Here is a 14,715-nt window from a genome sequence, read left to right on the forward strand (position 1 = left end):
CTACTTGATTGGTAGACTTGCAACACATCTATTATAGTTTTTTGCCTGTATTTTTAAATCGGTAACTTACCCGGCCCGTTTCTGACCGTTTGGTATCAGGGCAGACCCACAACACAAAGACTGTTGTAGGCGTCGACCAGCTCGCCGAAGCGGTTCCAGTCGCGGCGGGTGGCATCCGGGTATTTTTTGACGAACGTAGCACAGTCGCCGAACAGGTTTTCGTAGTGGTCCTGAATGTTGCCCCGCTTGACGACGAAGGACTCCGCGTCCCGTTTGACCACCACAAAACTGAGGTCTTTCGGGTCGGTGGCGATGGTGAAGTTGCCGAAGCTGAACTCCTGCGTCTGTTTCCAGCCCGAAGCGTCGAAGTAAAGCGCGAGCTTGCCCGTCGTTCGGCTCAGCCGCTCGGTCAGCAGCATTTTCCCGTTCCGGCGCGGGTGCGAAATTTTGTCGAAGTAAATGTACTGCCGTTCCCGGATCTGCGGGTTCAGCGACTCGTCCGCAAAGGGAATCCGCTGGGCGATGGCCACGATGTTGTCGGCCTTGTAGGTCTGTTTTTTGCCGTCCGCCTGTTTGAAAATAACCTGCTGCGGAGCGTCGTTGAGCAGCATACCCACGCGCATCTTGCCGCGAATGGTATCGTTCTGGGTGGTGACAATGTAGCCGTCCGTCCAGGACGAAACGGCACCGAGGGGCGTGTACTGGGCGAACGAAGCGGCGCTCAGCAGCGAAAGCACGGCGGTCAGGAAGCGTTTCATACTCAATCGGTATTTGTTGTTCGGAAGACAAAGAAAAAGGGGAACGTCCGCCGGCCCGAACGTTCCCCCGATGAATTGTACTTTTTTTTAGTTCACCCGTAGTTTTCCGCCTCCCGAATAGCTTCGCAGACTGCCGTCGTACATGGCGTCTGCCGACACCGGACCGAGGGCAAACGTGCCCCGGGATACCACCCGCACGAGGTAGTAGAACGACTGCTCGGGGCCGCTGACGTCCGTAAAGAAATGAATCCGGTCGTCGCGCACGTCGAAATGGTCGGGTTTGGCCGCGTTCTGAATCCACGGCATTTCGCGGGGTTCGGTCAGGCGCGGATTTTCGATTTCAAAAGCCGCGGGCAGCATGTCGGTCACGACCACGTTCTTCACCGGCACGCCGTTTTCGGCCGCCAGCGTGATTTTGACCACCACCAGGTCATTCTGCCGGAACGAAGAAAGCGGCGCGCCGTTGCGGTCGAGAAACTGGCGGCGAACCCGCAAACCCGCATCTTCGTCGGTATACCCGCCCGTTGCACTGAGCCCTTCCGACTGCGTAAACCAGTACAGATTGCCGCTGCCTTTGGTCGCCAGCGTCAACGGGCGGCCCGCGATGCCGTTGGTGAGCCTGAGCGTCTGGCCGGTGAAATTGCCGATCGCCTTTCCGTTGGCGAGTACCGTTGCGGTAGCCGTGGAGGCGGCGGCCCGTTTTGCCAGTTTGCCGAGTGCCAGCACCGCATAGGCCGACTCCTGGGTGTTGAGGTACGACGTGCCGTTGAGCGCCTGCGACAGTCGCCGGGCTAGTGTCGGGATGGCGAGGTTGTCGGCATCGGTTTCCAGCAGCGTATTCAACACCAGCGCGAGGTTGCGGATGGGGGAGGCGTAGCTGCCGCCGGACTGCCGCCCCGTCGTCGGGTCGCTGTAGCTTTTCGGAATGATGGCCGAATACGAGCGGGTATCGCCGGTCAGGTAGAAGGCCGCCGCCAGCAGATACCGGCTGTCGGGCGTCAGTTTAGCCGTCTGGCTTTTGTAATAATTCATGGCCGGGCGGTTGGGCTGCCCGTTCAGTGCCAGCACGTACAGGCCGTAAATGGAAGCGCGGCTGGGAAGCTTCTGCACCGAGTAGCCGCCCGTTTCTTCGTAAAAATAAACTTCTTCGGTGGCCGGCGTGCTGGTTTTCTTTTCCAGATAATCGGCCGCTTTGCTCATCACCGTCGGGCTGACCTCAAACCCGGCGCGGGCGGATTCGGCCAGAAAATGCAGGGCGTAGGCCGTGACCCAGGCATCTTCGCCCGTCGCGCCCGGCCACATGCCAAACCCGCCGTTGAACAGTTGCCGGGATTCGACGCTCCGGATGGCCGTCTGCACCGTAAAATTCGGGTTCAGGTCACTTTCGCCCCGGCTGACAAAGTACGCGGGCTTGCCGATGGTCTTCGTCACTTCCGCAAAATACAGCTGCGGAAAAGCCTTCGAGATGGTTTGCTCCAGACAGCCGTACGGGTAGCCCAGCAGGTCCGAGAGCGGCCGCGCCAGCTGAATCAGGGGCGAGCGGCTGACGACCAGTTCACTACGGACCGTCGCCGGGATAAAGCTTGTCCGCAGGTCGATGGTCTGCGAACGGCCACCCGCCACGATGCCTGACTGGGCCGTTTTCAGCAGGGAAGTAACGGGGCGGACAGTCAGGTCGGTCGTTTCGGTAAACGTTTCGTTCAGGCCGCGCACGGCTACGGTCACGCTGCCCGTTCCGATGGCCTCTTTGGCGCGGAGGCCGAAGGTGGCGCGGACTTCCCGACCCGCCGGAATCACCAGTTTCTGGGATGAACTCCCGGCGACCAGCGCCCCTTTGACGCTCAGGGCCGCCGTCACCGTCGCCGGGGCTTTGGTGGTGTTGCTGATGGTGACCGGCAGCGTCAGCGAGTCGTTAGGACTCAGGAAGCGCGGCACACCGGTGCTGATGACAATTGGGTCGGCGACCTTCATGTTTCGGGAGGCGGAGCCGAACGCCCGACCTTTGTACGCGACCGCCATAATGCGCAGATCACCCGAAAAGGGCGGAATGGCTATGTCGAAGGTCGCTTCGCCGCTGCCGTTGGCTTTCAGGATGCCCGACCAGAAGGTGACGAGCCGGACCCGGCCGTTGCTCAGCGGATTAATGCGTTTGCCGAGATTGTACCCGTCGCCGCCGAACGACGAGGCCCCGGTCAGCGACAATTCCGGAAACAGGAAGCCGTACAGATCGTGGCTGGTGATTTCCAGCGCCTTTTTCTGGTAAAAATACCCGTGAATGTCGGGCGTCTGGAAATTCTTCAGTTGCAGAATGCCTTCGTCCACCACCGCCACGGTCAGTTCGGCGTTGGCGGCGGTTTTGACGGTGATGCGCTGCCGGGTTTTCGAGCGGGAAGCTTCGACGGTCGTCAGCTGCACCGGAATCCGGGTGTCATTGTCCGTCACGCTGACCGACGAAAAGCCGTGCGCCACCGTCAGCGGCAGAGTAGAATTGTCGAGCGGGCGGATGAGCGTGGCCGTCACATAGACGTTCGGCAGGTGGCCTTCTTCCAGCGAAAAACTCAGTTCGGCGGACTTGTTCTGGGTTTCCACGACCTGCGTTTCCAGCACCCTGTTACGTTCGAGCGTCACGAGGAGGCGACCGTCGAACGGCGTTTTGAACAGCACTTTGGCCTTGTCTCCGACCTCGTAAGCCGGTTTGTCGAAGGTCATCAGAACCTGCCCTTCCGTGCTGACCTCAAACGACGAACTCTGCGTACTGCCGTAGCCGTAGGCATAGAACTCGACGGGCGTGTACGACTCGCTGCCCGGTTTCCGCACGCGGACTTCGTATTCGCCGGAAACCGTCGGCGCGTACCGGACCTGGCCGCGGCCGTCGCCCAGTTTCAGGGTATTCGTGTAAACGACCTTTTCCCGTTTTTTGGAGATGTACCGCAACTGCTCGTATTTTTTCTCAATGACGGTCTGGTAGTCGAACCGCACGATTTCGACCAGCGTCTGCGCACCCGGCTGGAGAACCCCGCTGCGGTTCAGGGCCACGATGTCGATCGGCAGCGGCGCGTTGGTGCCCACGTAGCGGTCGGCCATTCTGAGGCCGTAAAAGGTTTCCTGCGTAAAAACGGCGAACCGGTTCAGGCGGTTGACCGGGCGGCTGTTTTCGTCAAAAATAGTGGTGTAAATTTTTCCTTCCAGAACGCCCATGTCGCGGTAGGCGGGGGGCACGGCAAAGCGTTCGACGGCCTGCCCGGCTTCGTTGGTGACGCCCTGCCGCAGGTCTTTCTCGAACGACGCATTGTTCTGAATGGAAAATGTGTACTCCGGAAACGTCGGGGCCGAAAATACCTTCCGGGCCAGCTGCCATTCGATCTCGTAGGTCCGGTTGGCGGCGGGCGGGCCGAAGAGATTGGTCGCCGTCGCCGTCAGCGTCACTGTCTGGCCGGGGCGGAAGGCCGTCGGGCCCGTTACGGCGTCCACTTTGAGGCGGTCCGGGATAAACTCTTCCACGCTCACGTTGCGAGAGGCCAGCAGAACCTCGTTGGCGTTGTACACTTCGAGCCCATAGGTTCCGGTCACGGCGGCGGCATCAATGGGAATGTCGGTGGCTACCGCGCCTTCGTCGTTGGTCCGTTGCCGCAGAATCCGGTACTCCCGGCCGTTGGGGGCAACCACCCGGATTTTCAGCGGAATCTCGCCCACGCTCTGCCACCCGGCACTCCGGACGACGGTGTTGAGGTGAATGGTTTCGCCGGGGCGGTAAATGTCCCGGTCGCCGTAAATCAGCGCGTCGAAACCCGAGGGATTGTCGCGTTTGCCTTCTACTTCAAAGCGGGAGGTCTCAACCCGGCTGTCGTCGAGCGCCAAATAATTGAAATCGGCGTCGGTTTTGGCCGTCACCAGGGCGATTCCGGTGCTGTTGCGGCTTCCGCCGGGCAGACTGGCCGGGAGGTTTTCGAAATGCGCCACGCCGTTCCCGTCCGTTTTGAGCGTTGCCACGGCCTGGTTGCTGCCGCTCACGACCGTCACGTCTACGCCCGCCAGCGGCTCGGCCGTCCGGATGGAGTTGGCGAAGACCCAGACCTCATTTGCCGACTGTTTGGCAATCAGGCCGATATCCGAGACCGAAATCAGTTTGGTGGCCTTCGTGTACAGTTGTTCTTTGGAGCCGACCGTCACCAGATACACGCCGCGAAACCGGTTGTCGGACTCCGGCAGGGCCAGATTCAGGGCCGCGACGCCGCGCACCTTCGGCAGGTCGGCCGTGGCCACGGTTTTGTCGACGAGCACATCGCTGTACCGCTGGTCTTCGTCGTCGGTATCGGTAAAAAGGCCCGTTTGCTGCCACTCGCCGTCGATTTCGCCGTACTCCTCGTAGCGGCCCGATTTCAGGTAATGAAGGATATTGTTCTCGTATACCTTCGCCACTTTGACGGTCACTTCCGGCACATTCACGATCTGGACGCCGACGTTCCGGCTGCCTTTGGCCGAGAGGTACTGCGCCCGTTTGTTGACGAACGAGATACCGGCGGGCATTTTTCCGAAAAACAGGTCTTTGCTGACGGGCTCTTCCAGCCGCGCGCCCAGCACGCCCTGCACGCGGTCGGTCAGTGTGAGCACGTAGGTGTCGGTTTCGTTGAAAGCCCCGCGGATGAGAAAGCCGTTTTCGGTCAGTTCCGTCCGGACCTCCACGGCGGGTTCGAGGGTAAAATACTGGGCCAGTTCCTGCGGTTTCAGTTCCTGGGTCGTGATGACGCGGACTGTGCCTTCGTTGTTGTCAAAACCCGTGCGCACGTCCACCACGTCGAGGCGATTGGCGGGTGGGAGGGCCACTTTATGTTCGAGCGCTTCGGAGGTCACGTAGGCCGTGTTCGGCACTTTCAGGCCTTTTTCGAGCCGGACGGTCAGTGGCTGTTCGGCCGGGCCTGCCGGAGCGCCCGCCAGCGTGACCGGAATCTGTTCGGCGGGCTGAACGGCGGCTACCTGCGCGCTGAGCGGCTTTTCGTCTTCCGTACGGACGTTGAGCAGGTTGGTGACCTCGCCGCTGCTGACCGGATAATTGAACGTGAGCCGGCCTTTGGCCACGGGCTTGCCGCCTTCGCCCCGCGTCCACCAGAGTTCCGTTTCCGAAAGCTGAAGGTAGGGCGTATGAAACGCGATGGGTTCGGCATCGACCGCCGGTTTTTCGCCGTCGAGGTGGCTCGTCAGGGCTTCGGTCAGTTCGGCTTTGTAGCTGGTGGCGGGCCGCAGGGTCGTGGCCGGAGAAAAGACCAGTTCGTTTTCGTCCACCCAGCGAAATTTGCCCGGAATGGCCGGTTCGAAACGGACGTACTGCGTGGAATCCCAGACGCCGATTTTTGTTTGGGAAACTAAATCTTTATTGAAGGTAAAAATTAGATTCTGCGTCCGGGCGACTTCCTCGTCGAAGTTTTTGCCGGAAATCTGAACGGAATTTAGGCGGGAACAGGTGGTGAGCAGGGTGGCCAGCAGTAAAGCCAGCCCCGGGCGGAGGAAGGATTTCATGGGTACGGTTGGTTGCGAAAAAACAACGTGGAAAGGTGCAAAAAAATGCAGGGTTTTCCGCAGGGCCGGGGTGGGTTTTATTAACCGCAAAGACGCGGCAGTCAGGCTTAATTTCCGAGAGGTAAGCAAAACCGGGCGTCTTTGCGGTCGGGGCTTAGCGCAGTGCGGTCAGTTGCAGGGACGCCACTTTCCAGGCATTGTTCTGTTTAACGCAAACCAGCGTAAAAAACGAGGTCGCATCGAACCCGTTGCCCTGAAGGTTGCCTTTGGTTTTCCAGTTGCCCGTCACCACGGCGGTGTTGTCGTTGTACGTACGGGTGTTGGTCCCCGAGACGGCACCTGTGTCAAAAACGATGTAACCGCCGCCGAGTGCCTGGGTCAGCAGGTCCCGGTCAGCCGTCTGTCCGTCGTAGTTGATAATGAGAAAATCGGAAGTGGACACCTTGCCGAACAGATTGCTGTCTTCGTTGAGCATGGCCGTGAAAAACGCATTGGAACAATTGGCGGCCGACTGCGTCGGGTCAGCCGGAGTGGTCTGGCCCGTAGCCGACAAGGCAGTAAGGGCAAAAAGAGCGGAAACAAAGAAACCTTTCATGGAGACTGTAGCTTGGTTCAAACTTTGTATGAATAACACAAAAGGCCGCAAACTGAGAAAAAGCGAAAACCAAGTCAACTAATTATTGAAAAATTTACATTAATTAATTATTGTACCAGTTTTCATGGCGGCATAAGTTACCATTTCTCAATAATGCAATCTTTAAGACATAGCCTGTCCGATAAATCGGTGTCTTAAGCAACGCCCGAGTACCTGAATACGAAATCCGTAACTTGATAAGTACCTTATGTTAAGTCGCAGCACTGCGTACGATCCTCTGTCGATCGACAGGCGGTTGTCCTCCGTATCGTTTTACACCTACCTGTTACTGCTGTCCCTGTGCGGGGGGCTTGTCGCTTCGCTTTACCTGAAAGGAGGGCATTTGTGGCTGGACGAAATTTTCAGTCTGTTTCTGATTCAGGACCCGTCGCTGGGGCACATGAACGAAGCCGTTTTTGCGGGCGTCGAGACCAGCCCGCCGCTTTTTTATTTCCTCTACTGGGCACTGGGGCATTATGTAAGCCCGGACCCGTTGTTTCTCAAGGCGGTTTCAATTGGATTCTTTCTGGCGTCAATCGTCATCCTGTTCGTTTACACGAACCAGTTGATCCGAAATTCGGCGCTTAATTTTCTGCTGTTTATAACCGTCCTCTGTTTTACGGATCTGGATTTTCTGAGTTCGTGCCAGATTCGTCCTTATTCGGTTAATCTGTTGCTGAGCTGCGTGCATTTCATCATTATTCACCAGCTCATCAGCCAGCCCGCCAAGCCCGCGCTGCTGCTCGTGCAGATGCTCACCGGACTGTGTCTTGTTTTTATCCAGAATATCGGGCTGCTGACGATTTCGATTCCGGCCTGCCTTTTCATTGGCCTTTTCTGGTGGTCCGGGCGGAAGGAGTACCTGTTTCCCATCCTGTCCATGCTGATGGTTTTTGCCGGCTGGGCGCTGATCTGGTATGACGGCTTTCTGATCCAGGCGAGTCTGGAACGGCTGAACACCGCAGACAGCCGACAGTCGTTTGCGTCCAGTTTCCAGGTGCTTGGCGCCCTGATTCCTACCGTCACCCGCCTGGAAGGAAACTCGCCCTGGATTGCCGGTCTCCGGGTTTTTCTGATGACGGGCATCCTGTTTTACATCCTTATCAAGCAGTTCAATTTTCAGAAACTGACGAAAGACCCGGTTTTTGGCTTTTACTTTCTCTCCGGCTTTATCTTTATCCTGACAATCCTGCTGGTTGTTCTGGCAAATGCCCTGTCCATTGCGGTGCTGAGCGCCGATTCCCTGTGGCCTGTCCACCTGCTGGTGATTTTCCAGATCGTTTACGCCGTGCACTTTTTCCGGCGGCATTTCAGAATCGATACGCGGTACACCTTTTACGTGGTTATTTATACGCTGCTGCTTTCATTTTATCTTTTCAACAAGAACATCAACTACGGACTTCAGGCAAAATCAAGCCTGACCGCCGTTACCAAAGGACTGGGCAGCTACCCGGTGCTGTGCGAGTCGATGGATACTTTTCTGCCGATTGCCCAGCATAACCTCGGCGATGTCAGGCTTCTGCTGAACCAGCGGTCGCCGGTGGTGGGCAAAAAAGCCCTGCACAAAAGGCTGCAATTGTTTTACAGGAAGTATCCTGCCAAAGTGGTGGTACTCCCGGAAGAGATCACCAGCCGGACGTACGGGCACTTCTACGTGCTGGATGAAGCGTCGGCCCAGCAGTTCGAAAGCCTGACCGCAAAAGGCAAGTTCAGAATCACCCGGGTGCAGCCCACCGAGTTCAAGGACGTGCGGCTGCTGGAGTGCGTCTACAACTAGGGGGCAACAATAAAGCCGACCGCGAATCCGCAGTCGGCTTATACTATTTTTGGTCTTTAGTTCAGAAGTATGTCCTGTAGGGGCAGCTTGACAAACCGCGGCGGTGAACAGGCCCCGGCGTCCCGCTGTCTCCCTTAAAAAATGTATTTGTTCTCCGCAATCATCGCGTCGGCGATGCGGCGGCGGATTACTTTCAGGTTGATCGGCTCGATTTTGGTGAACCGCTTGAGGCCCATCAGCATCACGCGCAGCTCGTCCCCTTCGGCAAACGAAGTAATGGCGGCCCGTCCGGCGTTGTTAACGCGTTCTACGGCTTCGTGCAGGTAGGCGATGGCCATATCCCGTTGCAGGGAAACGGATTCTTCGCCTTTGATGCCGATCAGTTTCTCGACCCGCAGCAGCACCGACTCGGCGGCGTACACTTCGATCACCATGTCGGCCAGGCTCATCAGGATTTCCTGCTCTTCCGACAGTTTCATCATGAATTTCTGCACGGCGGCCCCGGCGACCATCAGAACGGCCTTTTTCAGGTTCCGCAGCACTTTCTTTTCGGCGACGAACAGCCCTTCGTCCTCCTCGGCTCCGAAATCGGGAATCGACATGATTTCCTTGCCGACGGCCATCGCCGGACCCATCAGGTCGAGTTCGCCCTTCATGGCCCGCTTGAGGAGCATGTCCACGACCAGCATCCGGTTGATCTCGTTGGTGCCTTCAAAGATCCGGTTGATGCGGGAGTCGCGGTAGGAGCGATCCATCGGCGCGTCGGCCGAGTAACCCATGCCGCCGTAGACCTGCACCCCTTCGTCCACGACATAGTCCAGTGCTTCGGAGCCGTGGACTTTCATGATGGCGCATTCGATGGCGAACTGCTCCAGCGCCTTCAATTTGGCTTCGGCGTCGCCCATGCCTTTGGCTTTCAGGTCTTCGATCAGGTCGTCGATGTTCTGACCGGCCCGGTAGGAAGCCGTTTCGGAGGCGTAAACCTTGATCGCCATTTCGCCCAGTTTGTGCTTGATGGCCCCAAAGCTGGCGAGCGGCGTTCCGAACTGGCGGCGCTCATTGGCGTACCGGATGGCGTTGCTGATCACTTCTTTTGCCCCGCCGACGGTGGCTACGCCGAGCTTGATGCGGCCGATGTTGAGGATATTGACCGCAATCTTGAAGCCGTTGCCGCGCTCCGACAGGAGGTTTTCGACTGGCACTTTGGTATCGTTGAAGAAAATCTGACGGGTGTCAGAACCCTTGATGCCCATTTTCTTCTCCGGCTCGTTCATGGTGATGCCGCCGAAATCTTTCTCTACGATGAAAGCGGACAGGTTTTTGTCCGTCTGGCCGTTGCCCTCGTCAATCTTGGCGAACACAATGTAGACGTCGGCAAACCCGCCGTTGGTAATCCACATTTTCTGTCCGTTCAGGATATAGTGTTTGCCGTCTTCGCTGAGCCGTGCTTTGGTCTTGCCCGAGTTGGCGTCCGAACCCGAATCCGGCTCGGTCAGGCAGTAAGCGGCCTTGAACTCTCCGGAAGCGAGTTTGGGCAGGTATTTGGCTTTCTGTTCGTCGTTGCCGTAATACACGATCGGCAGCGTGCCGATGCCCGTATGGGCCGACAGGGCAACCGAGAAGGAGTGCCCCGCGCCCGTGATTTCCGCCACGAGCATGGACGTGTTGAAGTTCATGCCGAAGCCGCCGTATTCTTCCGGAACCGACGTGCCGAGCAGACCCAGTTCACCGGCTTTGTCCATCAGGGACGAAATCAGTTCGGGGGACTTGGCGTGGTCAATATCTTCCAGACGCGGCCAGATTTCCCGCTCCAGAAACTCCCGGCAGGTCGCCGCAATCATCTGCTGTTCTTCCGAAAATTCTTCGGGGATAAACACCTGAGACGCTTCCGTCTCTTTAATCAGAAACTCACCGCCCTTGATGGACGCTTTCGGCTCTGTTGCTATCATGATTCTGTATGGTTAACAGGTTGTTTTTCCAGAAGGAATAAAATTGGTATGCCTGCATACTATTGCGGTGTAAATATAGAAAGTCAATAAATAGTATGCAAGCATAACGTTGCTTAATTTACTTTAATCAAGAAGAAGTGTGGGAAATTGAGGAAATTTTCGCCGCAGCCCGTTTACAAAGGAGCCGGTGGCTGCGCGGTCCGGTGCTTTCGTAACCGGAAAAGCCTACTTATCGGAGAAATATTTCAATGACATTTCAAGCATTTGTCGTTACTAATGCTTTTAATTAGGTTCAAATACACCGGAAAGGTACTTTTGGTGCGATTATGGCTATAAACTTCAATGGCCCTTTGTCCCGGGCCGTGAGATGATTCGGCAAGAATGAAATTCGTAAAACGCATACTGATCGTAAGTCTGCTAAACGTGTGCCTAGCTGCAGGAACGGCCTTTGCCCAGGGCGTCCCACAGGTTGGCGAACGGACGGATTTGGCGGATGTTACGATTTATATCTCCGAGCCCAATCGTCGGGCTATGCAGCAGGAAGTTGAGAAACTGTACGTCAACCGGTCGCTGGTCGCTGCCAAAGTAGAGCAGATGGGCATGTATTTTCCGCTGATTGAGCCGGTACTGGCCCAGGAAGGCGTTCCCGACGATTTCAAATTTCTGGTACTGGAGGACAGCACGCTGGCGGCCAATCAACGCTCCGTGGGTCTCTGGAACATCACGCGGACGAATCCACTCGGCCTGCGCGTTTCACCCGTCGTTGACGAACGGCTGCACCTGCTGGCGTCTACGGAAGCCGCGGTGGCGCACCTGAAAGCTCTGTACCGGCAGACGGGCAACTGGCTGGTGGCCCTGCATCTGTACGGCCGGCCGGTCGGCACCGCGTCGGAAGGCCCCGCCCGGAATGCCGAAGAAAAATCAAATTACGCGCTGACCCAGCCGAACGATGAACTGGTGATGCGGCTGCTGGCCCATAAACTGGTGCTGGAGCGCGCCTTCCCGGCTTATCGGCCCCAGCGGCCGCTGGTCCTGTATCCCTACAGCGCCAACACGAAGGAAAAAACGCTGGCTCAACTGGCCGATTTCTTCCGGGTCAATCAGCAGGATGTCATTCGGCTGAATCCCTGGCTGAAGGGCCAGCGGGTGCCGTACGACAAAGAGTACACGGTGTTCATTCCGGCTCCGCTGGAGCAGTTTACGGAGGTCAAGCGCCGGGCCGGCGTGACCGAAGGCAGCGCGACGTCCTGGCAGGATCTGGGTTTCCCGGTATTGCGGAAGCTCAACGAATCAAAGTCTTCCAGTGAACCTGTTTTCTACACGATTAACGGCAAAAAGGGCATTCAGGCGCAGCTGTACGATAACGAAATTACCTTAGCCTACCGGGGAAAAATCAAGGTAGAGGATTTCCTGCGGTACAACGACATGAACGAGAACCAGCCGGTTTACTCGGGCGAGGTTTATTATCTGGAGCGGAAAGAAAAGCTGGCGAAGGTGCCGTACCACGTCGTGAAAAAGGGCCAGTCGCTCTGGGACGTGGCGCAGCAGTACGGCATTCAGATGAGCTACCTGCTCAAATACAACGAAATTTCGCCTGAACAGCGGGCGACACCGGGCCGGATTCTGTGGATGCAGAAGAAACGTCCTAAAGATACACCCGTGGAGTATTACCGCCAGCCGGAAATGAAACGCTCGGCTCCGTCGCGTCAGGATACGGCCGTTGTCATCGTCAAAATTGCGATGCCCGAAGACCAGCCCGCCACGCGGAGCCTTCTCGACAGCATTGCGGGACTGGCCAAAGCACCCGTGCCTCGAAAGGCGGACACCCCGCCCGCGGCCGTTCCCTCTTCATCCGGAAACGCGACGAAAACGGTTAAGTCCGCCCCGGTGGTCCCGGCGGACGAGGTTCCAGTGGCAGCCAAGGAAAGCCGCCCGCCCGCGGAGAAGCCCGCAAACAGTCCGCTCGTGATTCATACGGTTGAGAAAGGCGAGACTTTCCCGATCATTGCCAAACGGTACGGCATTTCGGTGGCCCAGATCTATACCTGGAACAAGATTTCGACGGTCGAAAAGTATCCAAAGATCGGCCAGCAGCTGATGATCGAAACGGCCGGTCGGCCCATTACGGCCTCCACGGTGAGCGCCGCCCGTCCGGCCACTCCGTCCGGCGTTGCGCCCGCTCCCAAACCCGCACCGTCCGGTGTTACGCCTGCTCCTAAACCCGCTCCGGTTGAAAAGCCAACGGCCCCTGCAGCGGAGCCGTTGATTCATATCGTGAAGCCCGGCGAAAATCTGTACCGGATTGGGCTGCGTTACAAGGTCGCCCCGGCGCAGGTCATCAAGTGGAACAGCATCACAAACAAGACCGTCAGTCCCGGTCAGCGCCTGTTGATCTGGAAGTAGGTCCGCCGCGCGGTTCAGGACAGGTTTTCGAACACCCCGGCAACGCCCTGGCCGCCGCCGACGCAGGCCGTGACCATGCCGTATTTGTGGCCGCCCCGCGCCATTTCGTTCATCAACTGAACCGACAGACGCCCGCCCGTTGATCCCAGCGCGTGCCCGAGGGCGATGGCCCCGCCGTTCGGGTTGATTTTGCTCCGGTCAAGGTCGAGTTCCTGAATAACCGCCAGCGACTGGGCGGCGAAAGCTTCGTTCAGTTCAATCACGCCCAAATCATCCTGCCTGACGCCCGCAATCTGCAACGCTTTGGGAATAGCGGCCACCGGGCCGATGCCCATGATGCGCGGCTCCACACCCGCCGAGGCGTACGACATCAGGCGAGCTTTCGGTTTCAGACCCAGTTCGTTGACTAGCCGCTCGGACATAACCAGCACGAAAGCGGCTCCGTCGGAGGTTTGCGACGAGTTACCCGCCGTGACCGAACCCCCGGCGGCAAACACCGGCTTCAGTTTCGCCAGTGCTTCGGCGTTGGTATCGGCGCGCGGACCTTCGTCCTTCGTCACGCTCCATTCCCGAGTTTTCTTCTTTCCTGCATTGGCGTCGAAATAGGTTTCCTTCACGTGGATGGGCACGATTTCATCGTCAAACTTCCCGGCGACCTGCGCCGCCAGGGCCTTCTGGTGCGACTGGTAGGCAAATTCGTCCTGCGCGTCGCGGCTGATTTTAAACTGCTCGGCGACCTGCTCGGCAGTCAGCCCCATTCCGATGTAGTAATCCGGGTGCGCCTTGGCAATTTCGTAGTTCAGGGCCGTTTTCCAGCCCATGACCGGCACCAGGGACATCGATTCCGTACCGCCCGCAATCATGCAGTCGGCCAGACCCGAGTGAATTTTGGCCGACGCGATGGCGATGGCTTCCAGACCCGAGCCGCAGTACCGGTTGATGGTCATGCCCGGCACGCTGTTCGGCAGCGAGAGCAGGGAAATATAGCGGGCAATCTGCATGCCCTGTTCGGCCTCCGGCACGGCATTGCCCACAATGAGGTCGTCGACGCGGGCGGGGTCGAGCTGCGGCACCTGGGCCAGCAGGTGTTTGATGACTTCCGCCGCCATGTCGTCGGGGCGGGTGAAACGGAGCCCGCCGCGCGGGGCTTTGCCCACGGCCGTGCGGTAGCCGGCAACGATATATGCGTTCATGTTTTGAGACAATAGAGGTTAGAAAAAGAAAAAAGAGATTAGAAAAAAGAGAAAAGAAACTGAAACAGCCGGGTGTGGGGCGGTTGGTCGTTTCGATTCAACTTTCTTTGCAATGCATACAGCATCTTCTGAATCTCAGTTAGTTTAACAATTAATTCATTAAGGACGTTTCCCGACAGGAAGCCTGAACGGTTAGAAAGAATAAGCTGGGTTTCCAGCTCAAAGCAGGAAGAAAGGGAGGTAGAGAGAAATCGGTGAAAGCCTTTATCGCTGGTTCGTCCGGACCCTTCCGCAATATTGGAAGGAATCGAAACGGCACACCGCTTAAGTTGGGAAAGCAAGCCATATTTCTCATCATCCGGAAACTGCGGGCTCAACCGATAGACAACTTCAACAAAATCGACCGGTAACTGCCAGACTTTCAGATTGCGAAAATTGTGCGCTTCCATAAAAAGTACGGTGTCCTGAATTCAAAATTCTTTTCTCC

Annotated in this window: 8 protein-coding genes; 2 read left to right on the plus strand and 6 right to left on the minus strand. The window is 57.4% G+C overall.

The annotated features are described in order from the left end of the window. Positions 1-95: 95 nt before the first annotated feature. The 3 genes from ORG26_RS13455 to ORG26_RS13465 form a co-directional block, all read right to left on the minus strand. Positions 96-758, minus strand: coding sequence for a hypothetical protein (locus ORG26_RS13455; RefSeq protein ID WP_266362561.1), 663 nt, complete (start codon positions 756-758; stop codon positions 96-98). 87 nt (positions 759-845) lie between these two features. Then, the gene (locus tag ORG26_RS13460) at positions 846-6,272 is read right to left on the minus strand and encodes an alpha-2-macroglobulin family protein (RefSeq protein ID WP_266362563.1); all 5,427 of its coding nucleotides are present in this window, start codon (positions 6,270-6,272) and stop codon (positions 846-848) included. A 154-nt stretch (positions 6,273-6,426) separates the two neighbouring features. Next, positions 6,427-6,867, minus strand: coding sequence for a nuclear transport factor 2 family protein (locus ORG26_RS13465; protein WP_266362565.1), 441 nt, complete (start codon positions 6,865-6,867; stop codon positions 6,427-6,429). 247 nt (positions 6,868-7,114) lie between these two features. On the opposite strand from ORG26_RS13465, the gene ORG26_RS13470 reads away from it, so the two are divergent. Then, positions 7,115-8,683: a hypothetical protein gene (locus ORG26_RS13470; RefSeq protein ID WP_266362567.1), complete on the plus strand. Its 1,569-nt coding sequence runs from the start codon at positions 7,115-7,117 to the stop codon at positions 8,681-8,683. Between the two features lie 134 nt (positions 8,684-8,817). Here the strand turns inward: ORG26_RS13470 and ORG26_RS13475 are convergent, their stop codons facing one another. Beyond that, positions 8,818-10,632 (minus strand): acyl-CoA dehydrogenase family protein, encoded by a 1,815-nt coding sequence (locus ORG26_RS13475; RefSeq protein ID WP_266362569.1) that lies wholly within the window; start codon positions 10,630-10,632, stop codon positions 8,818-8,820. A gap of 423 nt (positions 10,633-11,055) precedes the next feature. On the opposite strand from ORG26_RS13475, the gene ORG26_RS13480 reads away from it, so the two are divergent. Beyond that, on the plus strand, positions 11,056-13,035 hold the full coding sequence (locus tag ORG26_RS13480; RefSeq protein WP_266362571.1) for a LysM peptidoglycan-binding domain-containing protein: 1,980 nt from the start codon (positions 11,056-11,058) through the stop codon (positions 13,033-13,035). A gap of 14 nt (positions 13,036-13,049) precedes the next feature. On the opposite strand, the gene ORG26_RS13485 is transcribed toward ORG26_RS13480, so the two are convergent. Continuing rightward, complete coding sequence (locus ORG26_RS13485; RefSeq protein WP_266362573.1) at positions 13,050-14,228, minus strand: acetyl-CoA C-acyltransferase; 1,179 nt, start codon at positions 14,226-14,228, stop codon at positions 13,050-13,052. Positions 14,229-14,266: 38 nt separating this feature from the next. Continuing rightward, on the minus strand, positions 14,267-14,677 hold the full coding sequence (locus ORG26_RS13490) for a four helix bundle protein (RefSeq protein ID WP_266362575.1): 411 nt from the start codon (positions 14,675-14,677) through the stop codon (positions 14,267-14,269). Positions 14,678-14,715: the final 38 nt, after the last annotated feature.

It is taken from the genome of Tellurirhabdus rosea (genome assembly GCF_026278345.1).
GTDB classification, from domain to species: Bacteria; Bacteroidota; Bacteroidia; order Cytophagales; family Spirosomataceae; genus Tellurirhabdus; species Tellurirhabdus rosea.